At 37.4% G+C, this 22971-nt stretch carries 21 protein-coding genes; 13 read left to right on the top strand and 8 right to left on the bottom strand.

Annotated features, from left to right (window positions below):
* Positions 1 to 10: 10 nt before the first annotated feature.
* Both GN303_RS05685 and tsaD read right to left on the bottom strand, forming a co-directional pair.
* The gene (locus GN303_RS05685; RefSeq protein ID WP_110438213.1) at positions 11 to 973 is read right to left on the bottom strand and encodes an NAD(P)H-dependent glycerol-3-phosphate dehydrogenase; all 963 of its coding nucleotides are present in this window, start codon (positions 971 to 973) and stop codon (positions 11 to 13) included.
* A 29-nt stretch (positions 974 to 1002) separates the two neighbouring features.
* Positions 1003 to 2103 (bottom strand): tRNA (adenosine(37)-N6)-threonylcarbamoyltransferase complex transferase subunit TsaD, encoded by a 1101-nt coding sequence (tsaD, locus tag GN303_RS05680; RefSeq protein ID WP_110438212.1) that lies wholly within the window; start codon positions 2101 to 2103, stop codon positions 1003 to 1005.
* Between the two features lie 58 nt (positions 2104 to 2161).
* On the opposite strand from tsaD, the gene hemC reads away from it, so the two are divergent.
* Together hemC and GN303_RS05670 are read left to right on the top strand one after the other, a co-directional pair.
* Entirely contained in the window at positions 2162 to 3232 is a 1071-nt protein-coding gene (gene hemC, locus GN303_RS05675) for a hydroxymethylbilane synthase (protein ID WP_110438211.1), read from the top strand.
* 2 nt (positions 3233 to 3234) lie between these two features.
* Complete coding sequence (locus GN303_RS05670) at positions 3235 to 3966, top strand: uroporphyrinogen-III synthase (protein ID WP_146206644.1); 732 nt, start codon at positions 3235 to 3237, stop codon at positions 3964 to 3966.
* Positions 3967 to 3980: 14 nt separating this feature from the next.
* Here the strand turns inward: GN303_RS05670 and secB are convergent, their stop codons facing one another.
* Positions 3981 to 4505: a protein-export chaperone SecB gene (gene secB / locus GN303_RS05665; protein ID WP_110438209.1), complete on the bottom strand. Its 525-nt coding sequence runs from the start codon at positions 4503 to 4505 to the stop codon at positions 3981 to 3983.
* A 232-nt stretch (positions 4506 to 4737) separates the two neighbouring features.
* On the opposite strand from secB, the gene GN303_RS05660 reads away from it, so the two are divergent.
* The 5 genes from GN303_RS05660 (at position 4738) to GN303_RS05640 (ending at position 9755) form a co-directional block, all read left to right on the top strand.
* Complete coding sequence (locus tag GN303_RS05660) at positions 4738 to 5442, top strand: Tim44/TimA family putative adaptor protein (protein WP_110438208.1); 705 nt, start codon at positions 4738 to 4740, stop codon at positions 5440 to 5442.
* A gap of 16 nt (positions 5443 to 5458) precedes the next feature.
* The gene (gene mltA / locus GN303_RS05655) at positions 5459 to 6658 is read left to right on the top strand and encodes a murein transglycosylase A (protein WP_110438207.1); all 1200 of its coding nucleotides are present in this window, start codon (positions 5459 to 5461) and stop codon (positions 6656 to 6658) included.
* Between the two features lie 46 nt (positions 6659 to 6704).
* On the top strand, positions 6705 to 7526 hold the full coding sequence (locus GN303_RS05650) for a DNA-methyltransferase (RefSeq protein ID WP_231504079.1): 822 nt from the start codon (positions 6705 to 6707) through the stop codon (positions 7524 to 7526).
* A 102-nt stretch (positions 7527 to 7628) separates the two neighbouring features.
* A complete protein-coding gene (locus GN303_RS05645; protein ID WP_110438206.1) occupies positions 7629 to 9047 on the top strand; it encodes a cytochrome-c peroxidase in 1419 nt (472 codons plus the stop codon).
* Positions 9048 to 9266: 219 nt separating this feature from the next.
* A complete protein-coding gene (locus tag GN303_RS05640) occupies positions 9267 to 9755 on the top strand; it encodes a Smr/MutS family protein (protein ID WP_146206643.1) in 489 nt (162 codons plus the stop codon).
* An 8-nt stretch (positions 9756 to 9763) separates the two neighbouring features.
* Here the strand turns inward: GN303_RS05640 and GN303_RS05635 are convergent, their stop codons facing one another.
* Positions 9764 to 10831 carry a hypothetical protein gene (locus GN303_RS05635; RefSeq protein ID WP_110438204.1) on the bottom strand — a complete coding sequence of 356 codons (1068 nt, stop codon included), beginning with the start codon at positions 10829 to 10831 and terminating at the stop codon, positions 9764 to 9766.
* A 180-nt stretch (positions 10832 to 11011) separates the two neighbouring features.
* Here GN303_RS05635 and GN303_RS05630 point away from each other — a divergent pair, with 180 nt between their 5' ends.
* Genes GN303_RS05630 through GN303_RS05620 form a run of 3 tightly spaced genes read left to right on the top strand, consistent with a single transcriptional unit; the run spans position 11012 to position 13947 of the window.
* Positions 11012 to 12253: a cytochrome b gene (locus tag GN303_RS05630; RefSeq protein ID WP_110438203.1), complete on the top strand. Its 1242-nt coding sequence runs from the start codon at positions 11012 to 11014 to the stop codon at positions 12251 to 12253.
* Between the two features lie 16 nt (positions 12254 to 12269).
* Entirely contained in the window at positions 12270 to 13067 is a 798-nt protein-coding gene (locus tag GN303_RS05625) for a cytochrome c1 (protein WP_158523853.1), read from the top strand.
* Positions 13054 to 13947, top strand: coding sequence for an S-methyl-5'-thioadenosine phosphorylase (locus GN303_RS05620; RefSeq protein ID WP_110438201.1), 894 nt, complete (start codon positions 13054 to 13056; stop codon positions 13945 to 13947). Before GN303_RS05625 ends, GN303_RS05620 begins: the two co-directional genes overlap by 14 nt.
* Positions 13948 to 14001: 54 nt before the next feature.
* Here the strand turns inward: GN303_RS05620 and GN303_RS05615 are convergent, their stop codons facing one another.
* The 3 genes from GN303_RS05615 to GN303_RS05605 form a co-directional block, all read right to left on the bottom strand.
* Positions 14002 to 15093 (bottom strand): alkene reductase, encoded by a 1092-nt coding sequence (locus GN303_RS05615; protein ID WP_110438200.1) that lies wholly within the window; start codon positions 15091 to 15093, stop codon positions 14002 to 14004.
* A 111-nt stretch (positions 15094 to 15204) separates the two neighbouring features.
* Entirely contained in the window at positions 15205 to 16290 is a 1086-nt protein-coding gene (locus tag GN303_RS05610; RefSeq protein WP_110438199.1) for an alkene reductase, read from the bottom strand.
* A gap of 71 nt (positions 16291 to 16361) precedes the next feature.
* Positions 16362 to 16949 (bottom strand): TetR/AcrR family transcriptional regulator, encoded by a 588-nt coding sequence (locus GN303_RS05605; protein ID WP_110438198.1) that lies wholly within the window; start codon positions 16947 to 16949, stop codon positions 16362 to 16364.
* Between the two features lie 339 nt (positions 16950 to 17288).
* Between GN303_RS05605 and groES the strand changes: the two genes are divergently transcribed.
* From groES to GN303_RS05590, 3 genes are all read left to right on the top strand, one after another.
* Positions 17289 to 17579, top strand: a complete 291-nt coding sequence (gene groES / locus GN303_RS05600) for a co-chaperone GroES (RefSeq protein ID WP_110438197.1) — start codon at positions 17289 to 17291, stop codon at positions 17577 to 17579.
* A gap of 67 nt (positions 17580 to 17646) precedes the next feature.
* Positions 17647 to 19293, top strand: coding sequence for a chaperonin GroEL (groL, locus tag GN303_RS05595; protein WP_110438196.1), 1647 nt, complete (start codon positions 17647 to 17649; stop codon positions 19291 to 19293).
* A 462-nt stretch (positions 19294 to 19755) separates the two neighbouring features.
* On the top strand, positions 19756 to 19959 hold the full coding sequence (locus GN303_RS05590) for a cold-shock protein (RefSeq protein ID WP_110438195.1): 204 nt from the start codon (positions 19756 to 19758) through the stop codon (positions 19957 to 19959).
* Positions 19960 to 20054: 95 nt separating this feature from the next.
* On the opposite strand, the gene GN303_RS05585 is transcribed toward GN303_RS05590, so the two are convergent.
* Positions 20055 to 22877, bottom strand: coding sequence for an ATP-dependent DNA helicase (locus GN303_RS05585; RefSeq protein ID WP_110438194.1), 2823 nt, complete (start codon positions 22875 to 22877; stop codon positions 20055 to 20057).
* Between the last annotated feature and the right edge of the window lie 94 nt (positions 22878 to 22971).

Below are 22971 nucleotides of genomic sequence, written 5' to 3'. Positions count from 1 at the left end.
AAATGTTTATTTATTCGAAAGGAATGGGACGGGACATCAATCTTTCCTTTGCTTGATGAATGGTGATTTTATCACTTAATATGGCGGCGACTGTTTCAATAATTGGAACGTCAATATGATGGTTTTGCGCTCTTTTAAGCAAGGCGGGAGTGGTTGTAACGCCTTCTGTCACGACAGTTCTTTCCTTTAGGATGGCGTCAAGTTTTTTTCCATTACCTAACTCGATTCCTAATGAATAGTTTCTAGATGACGTTCCCGTGCATGTCAAAATCATGTCTCCCAATCCAGCCAATCCTGATAATGTTCTGGGAGATCCTCCCAATCCGAGACTGAGTCTCGAGAGTTCGCTAATACCACGGGTTATTAGCGAAGCACGGGCATTTTCCCCCAAACCGGCCCCAATTGCCGCTCCTGCGGCAATTGCAAATATGTTTTTTGCAGCACCGCCAATTTGAACACCAATGGGATCATCATTTTTATAAAAACGAAAATTAAAAGTTGAAATTTCATCTGAAATTTCCTGGGCCATTTGTATGTTGTCAGACGCGATAACACTGGCTGTTGGTAAATTTGCTGCTACTTCGTGAGCAAAATTTGGGCCTGACAAAATGGCGATATTCTGTTTTGGCACAAATTCTTCAATTATTTCTGATGGAAATTTAAGGGTTTGCTGTTCTACACCTTTGCAGCAGACAATAATCGGACATTGTAAACTATTGATATTCGGTAGAATGGAGCGGATAAATTGAAGAGGTACTGCCAAAAAAATAAGATCGGCCCTCTTTGGAAATGAATTATGAACCTGAATATTATTTGGTAAAGGGAAATTTTTTAATCTTGAAAGTGTTTTTGTATTTGGATCGGGAAGCTCTTTTCTACTCCATAAATATACGTTGGCATTTGTACGAGCAACATGAATGGCAAGGGCTATTCCCCAAGCGCCGGCACCAATGACAGCAATTGATTTCTTCATGTTTCATAATCCTTCAAATAATAAAAGACTTAGTGTTCAAAACGAGACTTCATTTCAGACAAAGGCCAACGTGGACGAGGTATCAAATCAATGTCGTTTGGAATAAAATTATTTGTAATGGTCTTTTTTAAAATTTCAATTGCTGTCCATCCAATCATAACTGCGTTATCCGTACAATAACGAATTGGAGGGGCTATAAATTCCATATTATATTGACTGGCAAGTCTCATTAGATGAAACTTTAAATATTGGTTGGCCGCAACCCCACCAGCTGTCGCAAGAATTTTGGTTTTAGGGGCCATTTGAATGGCATTCTCTAATCTGTTGATAATGGTATCCGTTATAGTTTTCTGGAAACTCGCCGCAATGTCAGCTGCCAAAGAGCGTGGCAAGCAAGATAAGTCCTTATAGGGTTCAAGTAAATTAGCCACTGCCGTTTTAAGTCCGGAAAATGAGAAGTCACATCCGTCACGGCCATATAAAGGATGAGGCATGATGAATGCATTTTCATTTCCCTCTTTTGCCAAGGCTTCAAGGGCTGGACCACCAGGCCAGGGAAGTCCAAGCATTTTTGCAACTTTATCAAAAGCCTCGCCAGCCGCATCATCAATAGTACCTCCCAAATGCTGATATTTACCGACATCGTCAACATAGATACATTGACAATGGCCACCTGATGTTAAAAATAATAGATAGGGAAATTCTATTTTCTTGTTTGAAATATCCGGTAAACGGACGGTAAGGGCATGAGCCTCGATGTGATTGATACCAATAAAGGGAATTTTTTTTGAAAGTGCCAGACCTTTTGCAAAACTGCTGCCAACAATTACCCCACCAATTAAACCGGGTCCGCAGGTTGCGGCAATGGCATCAATTTGACACCAAGAAACTTTTGCCTCATCCAATAATGAATTTACCAAAAAAGGAAGATGGTGCATATGAGCACGGGCAGCTATTTCTGGTACCACACCACCAAAATGAACATGTTCCTTTTGTGAATGAACCTTTTCTCCCAAAACCATTCCGTCTGAACGAATGATTGCGCATGCTGTATCATCACAAGAAGATTCAATTGCCAGAATTTTAAAGCAGTTATTTGTTTTTATACGTGTTTGGTGTATGGATATCATAATAAATATTTTTCTTTTAAAGAGAATATGAGTATATATATAGATAAAGTATATTTTTATGGATATCAAAAACATAGTACATATTGCTTCAAATCCCAATTTACAACGGGTTGCCGCCAAGGCTGCGGAATTACAGAAAGCAAACTATATTAAAACCCATGGAAAAAGAGGACTGCCCCTGCGAGTAGGAACCAGGGGTTCTCCTTTGGCTTTGGTCCAGACTCGCAATTTTCTCACATTATTAACACAATTCTGCCCTTTATTACGTCAGATTGGGGCGTTTGAGGAATTTCAAATTCATACTTCAGGAGATCGCATACAGGATCGACGTTTGGCCGAAATCGGTGGCAAGGGATTATTTGCCAAGGAAATTCATGAACAGCTGTTAGAAGGGAATATTGATTTTGCTGTCCATAGCCTTAAAGATCTTGAAACAGACCTGCCCAAAGGTCTTGTTTTGGCATGTACGCTAAAAAGACAAGATGCGAGGGATGCTTTAATTGTTAGAAGTGAATATCAACCCATTGATTCTAAAAATCCATTTGATGTTTTACCAAAAGGCGCGTTGATCGGGTCTTCTTCCGTACGACGTCAAGCTCAATTGCTGCATTATAGACCTGATTTGAAATTTGGATTGTTGAGGGGTAATATTCAGACACGTTTGGATAAAATTACCTCAAAACAATTTGATGCAACTTTTCTTGCTGCTGCAGGATTGCAAAGACTGGATATGGAGCATCGAATTGATGTTTTGATTGATCCCTCAATTATGGTTCCAGCGGCGGGTCAAGGTATTGTTGGAATCACAGTTAGAGAAAAAGACACAGAATTGCTTGAAATGCTTTCGGCAATTGAAAATAGGGAGGCAAAGGCGGTATCCAGCGCTGAACGTGCCTTGCTGGCTGAGCTTGATGGATCTTGTCGAACACCAATTGGCGGGTATGCAAGGGTTGTTTCTTTTCCGGGTCAGGAAGAACGGTTGCATTTAACGGGATTGGTTGCAAGAGGAGACGGTTCTTTTTTAATCAAAAAAGATGTTATAGGAACCCTGGAAGAAGCTGAATTGATCGGTCATGAGTTAGGTAAACAATTGCGTAAAGATAGTCCGAATGATATTTTTGAGTCTTGAAATTGGGTGACAAGCAAAAAAATTATATTGTAATAACTCGGCCAGAACCAGGGTTGAGTGAAACGATTTTAAAGGTTCAGACATTGGGATGGAAAACATTAGCCTTACCCTTGATGAATGTTAATCAATTATCTGTTGAATTTACCAATATTGATCAAATTCAGGCTATTTTGTTTACAAGCCGCCAAGCCATCATTTCTACGGTAAAATTATTTATTCGGCAAGATATAAGATATAGGGATATCCCTGTTTTTGCTGTTGGCGATATAACTGCGCATGATGCTAAAATTGCTGGTTTTGAAAAGGTTCAAAGTGCGCATAAAGATTCGAACGCTTTGAATGATTTAATTCAAAGGGAATTGTTTCCCAAACAAGGCGGTTTATTGTTTCCTGTAGGAAAAGGGCAGGGAAAACAATTGATTTCCAATTTACAGAATTCTGGTTTCAAAATGATTGTGGAAGAAGTGTACGAAACCAGACGAAAAAATTTTATACCTTTTTCTTTTATTGAGAAACTCAAACAGGGGGAAATTAGTACAATTCTATTTTTCTCTTCGGAAACAGCCCAGTTTTTTAAGGATCTTTTATATGAAGAGTATAGATATTTGCTTAACCAAATTTATGCTATTGCAATAAGTGAAAAAGTGAAAAAGGTATTGGAGAATTTTCAGTGGAAAGGGATTGTCGTTGCGGATCATCCCTCTACTGAATCCATGCTTTATCTTATAAAGTGATAGCATGTTCAAAATTATGCATGACCTGCCTCGGTATGTGTTTGGGCTGCCTGTTGTTGTTTATTTTGCCATAAAGAAACAAAATCTATGGGTTGTAGAACAACGGGTGGAAACCCTCCATCTCGTGTAACTTCACTTATAATATTTCGTGCATAAGGGAAAATCAAACGAGGAACTTCGACAAGAAGAATGGGTTCAATCAATTCTTCTGGCGGATTATTCAGGGTTACAACAGCACAGTAGATAAGTTCCGCAATAAAAATTGTGCGACTGGTACCTTCATTTTGTTTTTGTGCCTCTACAGCGTCAATTTTAATTTTTAAACTGACCTCATAAACTCCGTTTTCATTTAATCGGTTGGCATTTGTGTCAATTGAAACCGATATTTGGGGAGCCTCTTGCAAACTCGCGAAAATGGCAGCTCCGTGAGGGACTTCAAACGAAAGATCTTTTGTAAACTGGATATTAAGGGTTAATGGAAGGGAAGGGGGTGTTCCTTCTGTTTGATTGCTCGATACCGTATTTGTTGAGTTAGTCATTATATTCTCTATATATTCTTTATTCTTAATTTAAAAATTTTTAAATTTTCATATAACATAAATTTTATCATTAAATAAAACGATTTATACTAATTAAACTTATAATAAAAAAACAAGAGGCAGTTTAAAAATTGAAATAATTAAATAAAATAATTTGTTTTTAATGTTTTAAATGATCATAAAAGAATATAGTAAATAACTTCAATATAGGTTCAAGTTAACAGGTTAAAAGATGGATTTTTCTGTAGGTGATATTCCCATAGATATTATAATATTTTCCTTGATAGCGATTTTTCTGATTCTCCGTTTGCGAAGCGTATTAGGGAAAAAAACTGGATTTGAGAAACATGAAGCCATTTCCTTGACAGTTAAAGCGCCAGCTTTTTTATCAAATACAAAAAATAAACCCGTACAGCCAGCAGTAGCACCTGTACCCAAGGTTAATTATGAAATACCGGCTGCCAATAGTGAATTAGGACAGACTTTACAAAAAATTAGTGCGCTCGATTCAACTTTTGTTCCGCAAAAATTTGTAGCAGGTACTGAAATAGTATTTCGTAAAATTCTAACTGCATTTGCTAATGCAGACTTAAATAGTCTTGGGTCAATGTTGACATCAGATGCCTATTCATCATTTGAAAGGGCCATTGAAAAACGTCAAGGAGCACACGAAATTCAAAAAATTGAAATCAAAGCAATTTGTTCGATCGCTATAACAAAAGCTGAGATTAAATCTGAAGTTGATCCTAAAAAAGCATTGATTGAGGTTAAGATCATTTCCGATCAACTGAATTGTATATTTGATAAAAAGAAAGAACCTGTAGTTGGTACGGAATCTGTGACGGAATTTATTGATTTCTGGTTATTTGAACGTGTATTAGGAATGAATGGTCAGGATATTTCCTGGCGTTTAAAATCAACTCGTACAGGAACTTGAATTTAATAGGCTTGTTATGAAACGCTTTGTTCGTGCAATATCGATATCCCTTGGGATATGTCTGACCGCTTGTGTACAGGAAGGTCAGGAAAAACTGTCAGAATTCTATCCCGTTTCCTATCAGGTATTACAGGGATGGAATCAGGAAAACCACTCACAAATTTTGACAGTTTTTCGTCAGACCTGTAGGCAGATAAGAAAATTGCCATCTATCACTTATCTAGGTGGAGTCAGCGGTTTGCCAGGAAGTCAGACTAAGGATTGGATTCCAGTTTGTATTACTGCGGAACAGATTGATATCAAACAACCTCTACAAGTGAAAAACTTTTTTGAACAATGGCTGCAACCCTATCAATATTCCTATAGAATTCAAAAAGGAAAGGTGACAGGATATTATGAACCAGAAATTGAAGGGTCAACTGTAAAAACAGGCAATTATCAAGTACCTGTATATACACGTCCCAACGATCTGAAAGCGCGTAAAACTGTTGATGGTCAAATTCAGTATGGTCACATGCAGAATAATCAATTCATTCCCTACTACACACGTGCTGAAATTGACAGAGGGGCATTAAACGGTAAAAATCTTGAAATTGTATGGTTAAAAAATTCGGCAGATCTGTTTTTTATGCAAATTCAAGGATCAGGCCGGATTTTGTTACCGGACGGTAAAATTTTACGTCTGGCTTATGCCGGCAAGAATGGACAACCCTATACACCATTAGGAAAAATCCTTATTGACAAAGGATATATGAATTCTGATGCAATCAATATTTATTCATTAAGGACGTGGTTATTCAACCATCCTGATCAAGCACTCTCCCTGATGGAAGAAAATAAAAATTACGTTTTCTTTAAAATTTTAAATAATCAAATTCTTGATGAAGGACCAAAAGGTGCTTTTGGTGTTAGTTTAAGTGCGGGCCGATCTGCTGCTGTTGATAAAAAATGGATACCGTTGGGTATTCCTTTATGGATTGAAACCCTAATGCCTGAACCTGGACATCAGGATAAAAGGTCATGGAAACATATGGTCTTTGCCCATGACTTGGGCGGGGATATTCATGGAATGAACCGGCTGGACCTATTCACCGGATGGGGTAAGACCGCTGAATGGTATGCGGGGCTGATGAATGAAAAAGGAAAGATATATCTTTTGTTGCCCCGTCAGTTTTCCCATTCCAATCAGTCAGTTCCTGCATCAGTGAAGCGATAATCAAGTGAGATTTTAGGTGTCTTTACGTAAAAAGACCAAAGTTCAAATAAAACAGGAACTTTTATTACGTCCATATAGCTTCAGGGTTGATAGGCATACTATTATTAGGGGGGATTGTTTAACGGTTTTGCAAAAAATGAAAGACCGTTCCGTAGATGTTTTTATTACCTCTCCCCCATATAATCTTGGTATAATCTATAGCGCTTATCAGGATAAAAAGGGAGAGGCAGAATATCTCGATTGGCTTGAAAAAATATGTTTTGAAATTAAAAGAGTCATGAAGGATGATGCTTCGTTTTTTTTGAATATTGCCGGATCATCATCAAATCCTTGGTTGCCATTTGAACTGATTGTCCGATTGAGAAAAATTTTCATATTGCAAAATCACATAGAATGGGTGAAGTCTATTTCAATAGGTAAGGAAAGTTACGGTCATTTCAAACCTGTAGTCAGCAAACGATTTCTGCATCGCAATCATGAATATATATTCCATTTGACGAAAACTGGAATCGTGCAGTTAAATCGTCTCAATGTAGGGGTTCCATATAAGGATAAGTCCAATATTGCTAGACGATCTCATACGTATGATTTACGTTGTCGAGGTGATGTATGGTTTATTCCCTATGACACGATTAGAAAAAAATCGGAAAAATTCAATCATCCTGGAACTTTTCCAATTGCGTTGCCCCAAATGTGTCTAAGGTTGCATGGAAGAAAAAATCCAGTTGTAGTGGATCCGTTTATGGGTACGGGAACTACTTTATTGGCAGCCCATTATGAAGGAGGAAGGGCCATAGGAATGGATATTGATAAAAATTATGTAAAAATTGCCAAAGAAAGGTTGGAAAAAGCGGTATTGACCAAATAAAAGATAAATTCTGATTTATTATTAATTCAAAACTTGATATTTTTTTTGAAATTCTAAAGATTTATAAAAATTCTAGGTTAAGTATTGTTTGGAAAACAGTGGATGAAAAAACTTATTTTAATGCTTCTGGTGGTTTTTGCCATCGTTTATGGAGGGGTTGTTACGTATTTAACCCGTTATGATCATTCTACAGCTCCTAGTTTGTCAGATAGTTCACCATTGCGTCACGATAAAATGGCGATGGATGTTTTTAATGTTTTAAGGGAAGCCCGTTGTGATTACTGTCATACGCAAAAAGTGGATATGCCTTTCTATTTCAAGATACCTGTGGCAAATCAGTTGATGCAAAGTGATCGCACAAAGGGACTGGAAAATTTTCATCTTGAACCCGTTCTTGATGCGATGAATAAAGGCGAGCCAGTTGATAATGTTTCCCTGTCTCGTATAGAATTCGTAATGCAACGAAATCTTATGCCGCCATCACTGTATTTATTAATGCACTGGCATGCACGCCTTTCAGCTGAGCAACGGGATACCGTGATTAAATGGATCAAGCGTGAACGTAGACAAAGTTACGCAACATCAGGTGTGGCAGAACAATTTGCTGATGAACCCATTCAACCTATTCCTGAATCTTTAGATGTCGATGCCAAAAAGGTTGCCCTGGGAGAAAAACTGTTTTTCGAAAAACGTTTGTCTGGTGACAATACCCTTACCTGTGCTTCATGCCATGATCTGAAAAAGGGCGGGGTAGATAATCTTGTAACAGCAACCGGGATTAATGGTCAAAAAGGTCCTATCAATGTACCCACCGTATATAATTCTGTATTCAATCACACCCAGTTTTGGGACGGAAGAGCCAGCGATCTGATGGCACAGGCTGCAGGGCCCGTAATGAACCCGATTGAAATGGGATCAAAAAAATGGGAGGAAGTTGCTGACAAATTACGTAAAGACCCTTCATATGAAAAAGATTTCATGAATGTCTATAACAGCCCCGTAATTGACCAGAAAACAATAACAGAAGCGATTGCAGAATATGAAAAAACCTTGATTACGCCAGACAGTCCCTTTGATATGTATTTAAAGGGTATAGATAGTGCGATTAGTGAACGGGCTAAACATGGATATCAAGTTTTTAAGAATATCGGTTGCGCAAGTTGCCATAATGGAGTCGGTGTTGGTGGAGCATCTTTTGCCAAAATGGGATTGCAACGTGATTTTTTCCAGGATCGTCTAAACAAAGCCTTGACAAATGCGGATTTTGGCCGATTTAATTTTACACATAATCAAAATGATCGTTTCTTCTTTAAGATTCCCTTATTACGCAATATTGCCTTGACCGCGCCTTATTTTCACGATGGCAGCGCGAAAACTCTAAAAGAGGCTGTAATTGAAATGGTTAAATATCAAACTCCTGATCATCAAATTCCAGATCAGGATGTTGATGATATTGTAGAATTCCTGAAATCATTAACAGGAAAATATCAAGGTCAAGCTATTGATAAAATGAATCCATAATTTCAAGCTAGTTTATTTGTTTAACCTTTCACCTGTTAAAACGGGTGAAAGGTTTTTTTGTTATGATAAGATAAGGGTAAATGAAAGAGGATTATTTTGAAAAAAAGACAGCTTAGTAAAGAGGAACGAATATTATGGGATAATTTTACATATTCAATTAAAAAATCTGCAAAACGGGATAAATTAATATATATAAAAAATGATCTTGATTCATTTTTCATGTCTCAAAAACAAACGAATAAAAATAATTTCAAACAGACGAACAATATTAAGAAAATAGTGCTTAATGAAAATTCCTTGTTCATACAGCATTATAAACTTTTTAAAGCTCATAAGAATCAATTAGATAATAAAAATGATTCTTTCATGGCAATTGGACAGAAACAACCCGGACTGGATAAAAATACCTGGAAGAAGTTTCAGAATGGCGAGTTAAAATCGCAATGGAGATTAGATTTACACGGTTTTACAGCACATCATGCATTTTTAGCCTTGGAAAATTTTATTTTAAATGCCTATAGACAACAAATAAGATGTATCGAAATTATAACAGGTGTTGGAAATCTATCCCAAGGTGGTGGTATACTCAAAAGAGAATTACCTCATTGGTTAAATCGTCCTTATATACATTCAATGATACTTGCAACTTCCTATGTGTCCGCTACGAATAATGGAGCGGTTAAAATTCTACTAAAAAAAAGGCGTTAGAATTTTTTTCAATTTTCCCATTGGGAAATTTTCAATGACAACCAGCGTCTCAATGCCAAAGTTGCTGTAGCAGAAGGAATCAATTTTGAAAAATTATCAATTGTTTTTAAACTATTTTGAGTGACAATATTGTTGGCATGTACAATTGATTGAAAATAAGGATTATCAGTGATTTTTTCGAAATTCAAACGCCATTTTGTAACAAGCGCTGAAGGGGTCAGCATGGGCAAGAAAACGGCAAAATTAATTCTGGCTGCAAGGGCAAGGGTTTGCCATATTTCAAATAATGTGTTGCCTGTGCGATAATGGGGCAATTTCGTGTAGAGACTGGAAAAAGAAGGGCTATACGAGGATTCCTGATCAAATGAAAAAAAGATATGAAATCCCTCGGCCAACAATTTTGGCAGTTCTGCAAACCCCTCAGGGGAATCTATCTGTAATATATCTATTGTTCGGTTACGTAACGCTTCAATTCCAGTTGATAACGTTGTAATTCCGATTACGGGTTTAGTACTGATTTGTAAAAGTTCAATTCCCAATAATGTTGGAAGTTCTTTTCCAATAAGGGTGGAGACTCCAACTTTCATTGTTCTATTTTTTAAAAGATCAGGAATAGAGTTGTGAAAAGGTTGCCTCGATATGACAATAATTGGAGTGATGGTTGAAAATACAGGTATCCAATGTTGATAATCAAAATGAACACGCGGATCAGCGGCCAAGGCTGCGATAATGGCAGATCCAGAAGTTATCAATGCGATCGAGCCGTCTTGGGTTAATCTTGTATCGAATAAATTTGATGCTGTTACACTATCATAACCAGTTGTGAATTGCAGAGATAACAAAGGGTTACTCTCGATATTCTGTTTAAATAAATCTGCTAGTGTGCTGGAAAATTGACCTATTCGACTTTCTTTTGTACCACCCACGATAAGTGAATAGTCATCTTTACCATCTTTAGTAGGGTCAACCGTTGATAAAACTTCATTAGCCTTAATAGGTAATGAGGGTAGAGCTGTTGTCATACCTGTCAGAGATAAAAATTTAAGTAGATGTCGTCTGGATATCGATAAAGACATGAAGGATTGCTTTATAGAAAATTATTTTTTTAAGAGGAAAAAACAAGTAAATCATTAATAAAAAACATGACTGGTTTTATTTTACATGGAATTGTAGCAATATAAAGGCGAAATTGTTATTTATTATACTATTTATAATTTTTTAGAATTTGTATGCTTTTTATTGAGTAAGTTAATGGCATGGGTGATCTGAATTTATCCCAGAATGGGCAAAGAAAAAAAACTGTTAGGAACAAACAGTCTTTTAAATTATGGCTGGACAAACGTTTTCCCTTTTTTTCGGTAATTCAGAAAGAATACATTCAGTTTCCAATGCCTAAGAATTTGAATATTTGGTGGACATTTGGTGCTGCCTTAACTGTTATTTTATTCTTGATGTTACTGACGGGGATTTTTTTAACTTTATATTATACGGCTTTGCCTTATCATGCTTTTCTATCAATAGAGATGATTGAAAGAAGGGTGCCAAGCGGCTGGTTAATTAGATCCATTCATATGGCAGGATCAAATTTGTTTCTGGCTTTTCTATATTTGCATTTGTTTAGGGGATTATATTACGGTTCTTATAAATCACCAAGAGAGCTGGTCTGGTGTTCGGGGATGATTTTGACAGTTTCTGTAATGATAACGGCTTTTGCTGGATATATATTGCCATGGGGGCAAATGTCTTACTGGGCTGCTAATGTAGTTATTCAAGCGATTTCATCCATTCCAATCATAGGACAAAATTTGTCCGGTTGGTTGATGGGTGGGGAAATACCAAACGCACTGACATTACATCGTTACTATACAATTCATTTTGTTATGGCGTTTATAATCTGTTTTATCGTTTTTCTTCATATCATTTGCATGCATCATGTAAAATCCAATAATCCTGAAGGAATCGACATTACATCAAAAAAGAATGTTCTTCCTTTCTTTCCTTATTTTGTGGCAAAAGATGGGCTGGTTCTAGGCGTTTCCGGATTAATAATGGTTATTTTGATTTTTTTTGAACCAGGGTTGTTGACAAATAGTGAAAATTATATTCCAGCCAATCCACTGGAAACCCCAGCGTCCATTGCTCCAGAATGGTATTTCCTACCTTTTTACGGAATTTTACAAATAATACCATATAAATTTGGGGGAATGGCTTTATCAGCAGGAACGATTTTTCTTCTATTCTTGGTTCCGTGGCTGGACTCATCACCTGTTAAATCGGCACGATACAGACCTATTTACCGTATATCATTGATTATTTTGGTTATTGCTTTCGTAATGTTGGGTATTGTAGGAAAATTTCATACATTTAACTCACTTATATGGTTGGGACGCCTTTCATTATTGTATTATTATTGCCATTTTTTAGTGATTTTACCCTTATCGGCCCGTTTTGAAATTGGATGTAAATTACATGATTCTTCATTATGTGATAATAAATAGGACGCGATTTATGGGCATGATTAAGAAGATTGTTCTAGGTTTTTTCTTAAATATCCTGATTTTTATAACGGCAATAATGACAATCTGGGCAGCGGATAAAAATCAATTAATTAAAAATCATGAAATTACTTTACCGCATTATGAGTGGAGCTTTAACGGTTCATTAGGATATTTTGACAATGCGAGTGTGCAAAGGGGTTATCAGGTTTATAGACAAAAATGTGCCTCATGTCACTCCATCAATGTGATGCGTTATGCTGATTTGCAGCAAATGGGATTGACTCTTGAGCATATTGATAAAATTGCCCATAGGGAGCAGGTCATGGATGGCAAGGATAATCAAGGGCAGGATTATTACCGTCCAGCCAATGTAACTGATTATTTAAAAAAACCGTACTTTAATGATAATATTGCGAAAACAGCCAATAACGGTAAAATACCGCCGGATTTTTCACGTTACATGATGATCAGAAAAAACGGGGCCAATTATGTGATGGCTCTATTATTGGGTTATAAAACTGCACCATCAGGTTTTCATTTTGACAATAAAGCCTCATATTATAATCTTTATGCACCGCATCACCAGATAGGGATGAAACCTCCTTTGACTGATGGAGGTATTCATTATAAAGATGGCACGCCAGCAACTGTTGAACAACAAGCAAAAGATGTTGTCATTTTTCTGAATTGGGCTGCACATCCCCATTTGACAGAACGTCATCGTATGGGAATAATGTTTTTCCTTTATATGATTTTTATCGTTATTCTGGTATTTCTTATTAATCGTAAAGTGTGGTCAAATGTCAATAAATAGTCATACTCATGATAAACCTGTTATTGGGGTTATCGGTGGTTCGGGATTATATAATATTTCAGGTTTGAGTGATCAACAGTGGGTGGAAGTTGATACGCCCTGGGGCAAGCCATCCGATCAGTTATTAAAAGGTACACTTGATGGTGTTTCCTGTGTATTCTTACCGAGACATGGTCGGGGCCATGTATATTCCCCAACAGATGTGAATTATCGGGCGAATATTGCAGCGATGAAAAAACTAGGTGTTACGGATCTTGTTTCTGTTTCTGCTGTCGGTTCCCTGAAAGAGGAATTGTCCCCAGGTACATTTGTTGTTGTGGATCAATTAATTGACCGTTCACGTTTACGAACCAAAAGTTTTTTTGAAAAGGGATTGGTTGCCCATGTATCTCTGGCTGATCCATTTTGTCCTAAATTGTGTCAGATGCTGTATGAACAGGCAAAACAATTAGAAATCAAAGTTGTCAAGGGGGGAACCTATCTTGTTATGGAAGGCCCCCAGTTTTCAACACGGGCGGAAAGTCAGCTTTATCGTTCATGGGGTGCATCGGTTATTGGTATGACCAATATGCCAGAGGCAGCTTTGGCGCGAGAGGCAGAAATCTGTTATGCGACAATTGCTATGGTTACCGATTATGATTGTTGGCATGAGGAACATGATGCGGTTAGCGTTAAAGCTGTTGTCGGAATACTGAAGCAAAATGCCAGACATGCTAGCTCTTTGGTTGAGAAATTTATTCCAGCTTTAGGGAAAAGACCTCAGGGAAACAGTGAATGTCAATGTAAACATGCCCTGGATTATGCATTGATAACGGCACCGGAAAAACGTGATCCTGTTTTGGTTGAACGTTTAAAAACGATTGCTGGTCGGGTTTTATAATTTCATTTTTGAATCTACTCTGATCAATTTTTATAAACCAGAGTAGAGCTTGGATTATTTTGCAACGGGATAATCCGTATAACCTTCTTTTCCCTGACTGAACCAGGTTTTGCTATCAGATGGTTTTAGGGGGATATCATTTTTGATTTTGTGAACAAGGTCAGGATTGGAAATAAATGGTCGGCCGAATGAAACGGCATCCGCCTCATTGTTCTTGATAATTTTTTGAGCAGAGTGCCCATTATAGGAACCATTAATAACAAAATTTCCCTTAAAATTTTTCCTCATTGCGGGAGCGATAGGGGAATAGAAATCCTGATCTGTAAGGGTTGACATGACGAAATTGTCTTCACCTGGTCGTGGTTCCCTCACTTCCAAAAAATTAATATTTTCTTTACTTAAAGCCTTTGAGGCGGCAATAAATAATGGTTCGGGATTACTGTCATGAACGCCTTGAATTTCCTCATTTGGTGAAAGTCTAACTGATGTTCTGTCTGATCCCACTGTTTTGCAGACATTATGTGTTATTTCAATTAGTAGCCTGATTCTATTTTCAATACTTCCGCCGTACTCATCCGTTCTAAAATTGCAATTGTCTCTTAAAAATTCATCAATCAAATATCCATTGGCGGCATGTATTTGTACACCGTCAAATCCCGCTTCCATGGCATGATTTGCAGCTTTTATATAATCATTGATTAATCGGGGAATTTCTTCTTTGGGTAATGCACGCGCTTTTTCATACGGCTTTTTTCCTTCATATGTGTGTGCATATCTTGGAGCTGTGGTTGCTGATGCGGAAATAGGAGAAGGGTAAAATGATGGATGTACGGTTCGACCCATATGCCATAACTGACAAATAATATGACCCCCCTCATCATGAACAGCCTGGGTTATAGGTTTCCATGCCTCAACTTGCTGTTTATTCCATATGCCTGGAGCATATGCCCATCCCAATCCTTCTTGTGAAATTCCTGTTCCTTCTGAAATGATCAGACCTGCAGAGGCTCTTTGGCGATAATATTCTATCATTAAAGAAGTTGGAATATGATCCTTTGTGGCCCGTCCCCGGGTTAAGGGTGCCATGATGATACGGTTAGATGCTTTTATTGCGCCCAATTGAATAGAGTCAAATAAAGTAACCATTTAATTTTTCCAATATTATTATCTTGTTAAGTCAGTTTTATCTATTGACGTAAGCAAATGAACATAATGATATTATCATTAAAGATACGGGAAGGCTATTCGTTCATTATTTTACTTGAAGTCAATATAGCCTTTTTCATCCTGAGTATACCAAATGGACGAATCATGTGCGACAAAAGGTTTACCCGTTTTAATTTTTTCGACCAAATCCGGATTGGAAATAAAAGGACGGCCAAAAGAAACTGCATCGACTTGTCCCGCTTTAACAATTTTTTGGGCCAGTTGACCATTATACGTTCCATTAATAACGAAATTACCCTTGAAATTTTCCCGCATAGAAGGAAAAATCGGTGGATGATAGTCAGCTTCTGTCAAATCTTTCTCCACATAATTATCTTTATTGCCGATTTGTGGTTCCCTGACTTCCAGGAAATTAATTTTTTCTCTACTCAACGCTTGGCTGGCAGCGATAAAAAGACTTTTGGCATTACTGTCAAATACACCCTGTACACGTTCATTTGGAGAAAGACGCACAGATGTTCGATCTGAACCCACCTCATGGCAAACCCTTTGCGTAATCTCGATTAGTAGACGTAGGCGATTTTCAATTGAACCGCCATATTCATCTTGACGGAAATTACTGCTGTCACGTAAAAATTCATCAATCAGGTAGCCATTTGCGGCATGAATCTGGACACCATCAAAACCAGAGTTCATCGCATTTTGTGCCGCTTTGGCATAATCATTGAGTAATCTTGGAATTTCATCAACAGGTAAAGCCCTTGCCTGAACATAGGCTTTCTTCCCATCATAAGTATGTGCATGACCTGGCGCTGTGGTTGCTGATGCAGAAATGGGAGATGGATAAAATGAAGAATGAACTGTGCGTCCCATATGCCACAATTGGCAAATAATTTTACCGCCTTCATCATGAACAGCCCGGGTTATGGGTTTCCAAGCTTCAACCTGTTCCTTATTCCATATACCAGGAGCATAGGGAAATCCCATTCCCTCTTGTGAAATTCCTGTACCCTCGGAAATGATCAAACCAGCTGTTGCCCTTTGACGATAATATTCAATCATCATAGGGGTGGGGATGTGATCTTTTGTCGCTCTTGAACGTGACATAGGAGCCATGATGATACGGTTGGAAGCTTTTATTGCGCCCAATTGAATGGGATCAAATAGGATAGGCATAGTGGTAAACCTCACTAATAATTATATTTTTAAAAAAATAGTAGACCGGTCGTCTATTAATCTATGAAAAATTAAATATTATTGTCAAGAAGAAAGTTTGTGAAATGGAGAGCAATAGTAAATGCTGTAGACCGTTTTTGTATTTTCACCATTAAACTTGCCCCCAACCATTGTTGATATAATTGTTGAGCTATAAAAAAATTGTCAGCCTGATTGTGAATGGAATTATCTTTTTGGCCTATGGCAATAATTTGTGCGATAAGGGATAATATCCGGTCGGTTCCTCTACAGAATGCCTTACGCATCGGTTCGGAATAATCTGTAACCTCAGAACTTAATTTAACGATAAGACAATGTCCCTCAAAATTATTGTCGCATTGTGAAAATTGCCATTTTTCCCAATATTTAAGTAGACGATCTTTTCCTGAAAGTGAAGAAGACTTAAGTAAGGACTGAAGAGCCATTATATAATTGTCAACATAGTGATCAATGACCTGAACGCCGTAATCTTCCTTGGAATTGAAATAATAATAGAATGAGCCTTTGGGAATATTTGCTTGTTTGAGAATTTCAGCTAAACCAACATTTGTAAAACCTTGGCTTGCAAAAAATTCCTGACCAATTTTCAAAAGAAGATTTTTTTTATTTTTAGCATTCATAAGACGATATGAGGTTACGGAAAAAGAGATTTAAGTCTGAAAGCACGTTATGTTATGTGATAAAATCTTTTGTAAGCAACTTACTTAATAAGTATTATTCTTTAAAATATATTGTAATTATACACAATAAATCAATCGATAAAAATTAAGTAACTTATATCTGTGTATAGGAATTAAATTTAGTTGACATTGTACATGATTATGGTTACCTTAAAACCAAATATAAGTGGCAATAATGCCACTGTAATATTTGGAGTAACGCGGCAAAAACGCGCGTAGTTAAAACCCATAATGCTGCTTTGATTAAGGGCATTATATAGAAATTATGGAGCGATCCAAATGACGAATTTTCGTCCATTACATGACCGTGTAGTCGTTCGTCGGCTAAACAGTGAAGAAAAAACTGTCGGTGGAATTATCATTCCAGATACAGCAAAAGAAAAACCTCAAGAAGGCGAAGTCATTGCCGTAGGTCCGGGAGCTCGTAATGAGCAGGGACAAATTGTTCCTCTGGATGTTAAAAAAGGTGATAAAGTTTTATTCGGTAAATGGTCTGGGACCGAAGTCAAATTAAATGGCGAAGAGCTTTTGATTATGAAAGAAAGCGATATTATGGGAATTGTAGGTTAATCCGCAATTTTTCACCAGCTTTTGATTTTGACTTTTTTTAAAGAATTTCTTGTAGGAGATTAAGATTATGGCAGCCAAAGATGTAAGATTTGGTGCTGATGCACGTCAACGTATGTTACGTGGCGTTGATATTCTGGCAGATGCAGTTAAGGTAACCTTGGGTCCAAAAGGACGTAACGTTGTTCTTGATAAAAGCTTTGGTGCACCCCGTATTACCAAGGACGGTGTATCTGTTGCAAAAGAAATCGAGCTTGCTGACAAGTTTGAGAATATGGGCGCCCAAATGGTTCGCGAGGTTGCTTCAAAAACCAATGATGTTGCCGGTGACGGAACAACAACCGCCACAGTTTTAGCTCAAGCGATTGTTCGTGAAGGGTTAAAATCGGTTGCTGCCGGTATGAATCCTATGGATCTGAAACGCGGAATTGATAAGGCTGTTTCAATCGTTGTTGAAGAATTGAAGGCAAAAACAAAGAAAATTTCTACCCAATCCGAAATTGCTCAGGTTGGAACCATTTCTGCAAATGGTGAAAAAGAAATTGGTGATATGATCAGCAAAGCCATGGAAAAAGTTGGCAAAGAGGGCGTTATCACTGTTGAGGAAGCTAAAGGGTTGCAAACAGAACTCGACGTTGTTGAGGGAATGCAATTTGATCGTGGTTATATTTCTCCATATTTCGTTACAAACGCAGAAAAAATGACCGCTGATCTTGATAATCCTTTAATCTTGATCCATGAAAAGAAGCTTTCATCTTTACAGCCAATGTTGCCTTTGTTGGAAAGTGTTGTTCAAAGCGGTCGTCCGTTGTTGATTATTGCTGAAGATGTTGATGGTGAGGCATTGGCAACCTTGGTTGTTAACAAGTTGCGTGGTGGCTTAAAAATTGCTGCTGTGAAAGCGCCTGGTTTTGGTGATCGTCGTAAGGCAATGCTTGAAGATATTGCCATTTTAACCGGTGGTCAGGTTGTAAGTGAAGATATCGGCATTAAACTTGAAAACGTTACAATTAAAATGCTTGGTAACGCTAAAAAAGTTCATATCGATAAGGAAAATACAACAATCGTTGAAGGTACTGGTGACGTTGATCAAATCAAGGGACGTTGTAACCAAATCCGTGCTCAGATTGAAGAGACAACCTCAGATTATGATCGTGAGAAATTACAGGAACGTCTTGCTAAATTAGCAGGTGGTGTTGCTGTTATCCGCGTTGGTGGATCTACAGAGGTGGAAGTTAAGGAACGTCGTGATCGTGTGGATGATGCTCTTCATGCAACTCGTGCAGCAGTTGAGGAGGGTATTGTTCCAGGTGGTGGTACCGCATTGGCACGTGCATCTTTAAGACTTTCCAATCATACTCACGAAAATGATGATCAACGTGTTGGTGTTGATATTGTTCGCAAGGCATTGCAAACCCCATTACGCCAAATTGTTGAAAATGCTGGTGAAGACGGTGCGGTTATCGCTGGTAAAGTTCTTGAAAATGACTCATATAATTTCGGTTTTGATGCTCAGGTTGGAGAATATAAAGATCTCGTTCAGGCCGGTATTATTGATCCGACAAAGGTTGTTCGTAGCGCTTTACAAGATGCGGCTTCTGTAGCCGGTCTGTTGATTACAACTGAAGCGATGGTTGCAGAACGTCCAGAGAAAAAAGCTCCTGAAATGCCTGCAGGTATGGGTGGCATGGGCGGTATGGGTGGAATGGATTTCTAATTTCTCCCTTATTGCACAAAGGATAATAACTAAATAATTATCTTATCCTGAAAGGTTACTGTCAATAATGGCAGTAACCTTTTTATATATATGAATATTTGGTCACACTTATGAAGTAGTAATTATTAAATTAACCATATTAAATAGTCTTGAATAATATTGTAAATGAAATGTTGCGATATATTTTTTAAGTGTTTTATTCTAAATAATAAATAAATATTATAAAATTTTAATAAATACTAAAAATTTATTTATATTTTATATTAAATTTACAATATATATGTTTTTTTTATTTAATAAATAATAATTATATTGACAGTTTATTTATTTTATGTGTCAAATAGTCCCATGAAAGTTTTCTTTCTGAATAGGTAAACGATTTATTCGTTTTGATTTTAACTCTATATCAGGTCTATGTTTCAAGGCTTGATATTCTATATATGATAAGGATGCGCGGTTATAATGTATACTGGAACCGTGAAATGGTTTAATCCTACAAAAGGATTTGGTTTTATTGTCCCTGAAGAAGGTGGCAAGGACGTTTTTGTGCATATTACAGCTGTTCAGGCTGCTGGACTTCGTGATTTGAAGGAAAATCAGCGTGTAAGCTATGATATTGTAACAGAAAGAGGTAAAGCTGCTGCAGCTAATCTCAAGCCTTTGTAAGATCGAAGCATACGATTACTGGTATTAGAGTTATCTATTTACCGTAAGCAAGCCAGCTCTTTTGATAAAGAGCTGGTTTTGTTGTTTATGATGATTTATTTTTCATAAAAAAGGGTCGTCTGATTGATTATCTCTTGTAGGCTCTGTCTTCGTATCGGAACATTTTTTGGGAAAGCGGACAATACACGAGTTGGTGTACGACGGTCCAAAATAATAAAAATTCCCTTGTCTGATTGAGTACGTATCAATCTGCCAAAAGCCTGTCTTAAGCGCAAGCGAACAATTTGCTCATCATAAAGATTGGGTTTGTCTTTATAAAAATACTTTCTTCTTTCTCGATAAAGAATATCAGGGCGAGGCCAGGGTATTCTTTCAAATACAACAAGGCGTAAAGAATTACCTGGAATATTGATTCCATCCCGCATGGCATCAGTACCAAATAGACAGGAGTGCATATCATTTTTAAACAATTCAACCAGACTATTATTACTCAATGGATCGATATGTTGTGCAAAAAGAGAAATATTATCTTTTTCCAAAGATTCATTAATCTGGTGATAAATTGCACGTAACCGATGAATTGCTGTAAACAATCCCAATGCGCCACCTTTGGAGGCCTTGAATAAATGCAGGTAGGCATGGGCCACTTCATTGATGGAATGAATATTAATGTCATTAACTACAAAAACACGGGCTTGCTTGTCATAATTGAAGGGACAACTTAATGCAGCTCTAAGAGGTTGAACGGGAAGATGTTCTGTCCCAACTCTTTGTTCGGCTGCTTGCCAGGATGCTTCTGTGTCATTGTTACTTTCATCGCGTAAGGTTGCAGAGGTGAAAAGCATACCTTGTATTGAAGGTGCCAGCATTTTCATCAATGGAATGGTTGGGTCAAGCCAATGATGAAATAAACCTACGTTTGTTATATTTTTATTCTTATGTTCAGATTTCAGAAATGAAACATGAGTTTTAGGTTGGCTATTGGAATGTTCTGGTTTATTCAATGAAGTCAAAAGATCCAACCATAGAGTTAAGGGAGTAACCGCTTTCCGGGTTAATGTTGCGTGAGTTGTCTCAAGTCTCTCAAGGGACATTTTGTCCAGAGAGTCTTTTTCATTATTTAATTTGGTTTCTATATTGCGTGTAAATTTTAAAAGATAGTTTAGCAATTTTTGAAAGGATTGAATTAAATTTGGTACAAGTGCAACTAATTCCGGTAATAGCGGATAGAGATCGCATTCATATTGTCTTGTTTCTGCGTAGGACTGATTGATAATTTGGTTACGGGAAGAACGGGCTTGTATTTGCTGATATATGAGGTAAAAGAAACGCTCAGATAAATTGGTTAGGTTTTCATTCTTATTGTCATGAAATGATGCAAGATGACTTGACCAATTTAAGGGGGGTAAAATAAAGGCGGAATCAATAATTTCTTCCAAATCTTTTTCAAGCGCTTTATTGCCAATAATTACGTCATGAATACGCTTTTTCAATCCTTTTGAACGTGTATTGTTTCCTTCATTTCCTAATAGCCATCGTCTCAATTCGCTGGTTTCAGTAGCTGAGAAAGCGGTTGAAAAAGCTGAATCGGCTGCATCCGATATATGATGGGCCTCGTCAAAAATCAAGCGGGACGGTAGATTACTTTCCCATTCAGGAGAGGCATTATCTAAAGACCAGGCAAAGTGGTTAATGACCAGGGCGTGATTTGCAATAACAATTTCTGCATTTTGGGCTCTGCGAATGGAATGTTCAACAAAACAAGTTTGGTAATGTGGGCAACTTGCATGAATGCATTCACCCCGTCTTTCAGCAAGAATAGATAATATTCTGTTGTCAAAAAGATCATGGAACCAGTTGGGCAGGTCACCTCCAAAAAGATCACCATCATTACTTTGTTCAGCCCAGTTGCATAATAAAATAATGGCGATATTATCACCGTTACCATCATTTTTATTGAAATGAAGCGTAATATATTCATCTAAATTTAATAAACATAAATAATTCTCTCTACCTTTTCGGACAACAATTTTTTTCTTGCGGGTGGCAGGATCTGGATAAAGATGATGGAATTCATGTTCGATTTGCCTTTGTAAATGGCGCGTGTAGGTATTTATCCAAACTGTTCCTTTATTGTGTTCAGCCCATAAACTTGCTGGAGCAATATAGGCAGAGGTCTTTCCTGTACCTGTTCCTGCCTCGGCTAATACAATATTGGGTTTTCCCTGTTCCACACAAGGTTCAAATGCATAACGGGCAACATCTGTAAAATCAATTTGTCCAGCTCGATCTTCAGCGCCAAGTCCCAGAATTTCGGCCAAACGATTAAAGGTTTCCTGGCGTTTGACAGGAAATTGGCTGGGTTGGGGACGTGGGGAAAGTTCTTGCCATTTTGGTAATCGTTGCCATATTCTGAGCGCGTCGGAAGCTTGCAGTTGTTGCGCTGGTAACGGTAGAGAAATATCAAGTGCAGATAATAATATTGGAGCCCATAACCATTGTGCATGATAGAGGGCCGCTAGCCGAGCAGCAATCATGTCTTTGTTGCCATGATTATATTCTTCCTTGAATTTTAGGATAAGATAATCGCAGATAATTATTAAAAAATCAGCTTCAGGATTTAAAGGCATGGGGATTTTTAATGCATTGGCAAAATTTGTGACTGTATAGCCAAAGGATTGAACGGGAAATACAAATGCGGCAAGTTCAAGCAAATCAAGCCACCGGTCAGTATGAATGGTTTTTGGGGATTTTAGTTTACGGTAGGTATAAGATTTGTGTATGATCAGCAATTCAGTTGTTTGTTCAAGTTCAGCAATCAATGTCTGTAACGGTAAATTAAGAATTTCTCCATCCGTATTAAATAATGAAAATTGATTATCATGAATAATTAATGCGGAATAATCTTTTAAAACCATTTATTTTCTAACAATTCATACGTATATGATAATATATTGATTTTTATCCTGTTAATCTAACAGATAATAGTTTTTTAAATCCATATTTAATCAG

The sequence above is a fragment of the Commensalibacter melissae genome (assembly GCF_009734185.1).
Lineage (GTDB): Bacteria > Pseudomonadota > Alphaproteobacteria > Acetobacterales > Acetobacteraceae > Commensalibacter > Commensalibacter melissae.
Note: the sequence above shows the minus strand (reverse complement) of the source record. Positions and strands in the feature narration are given on the sequence as shown.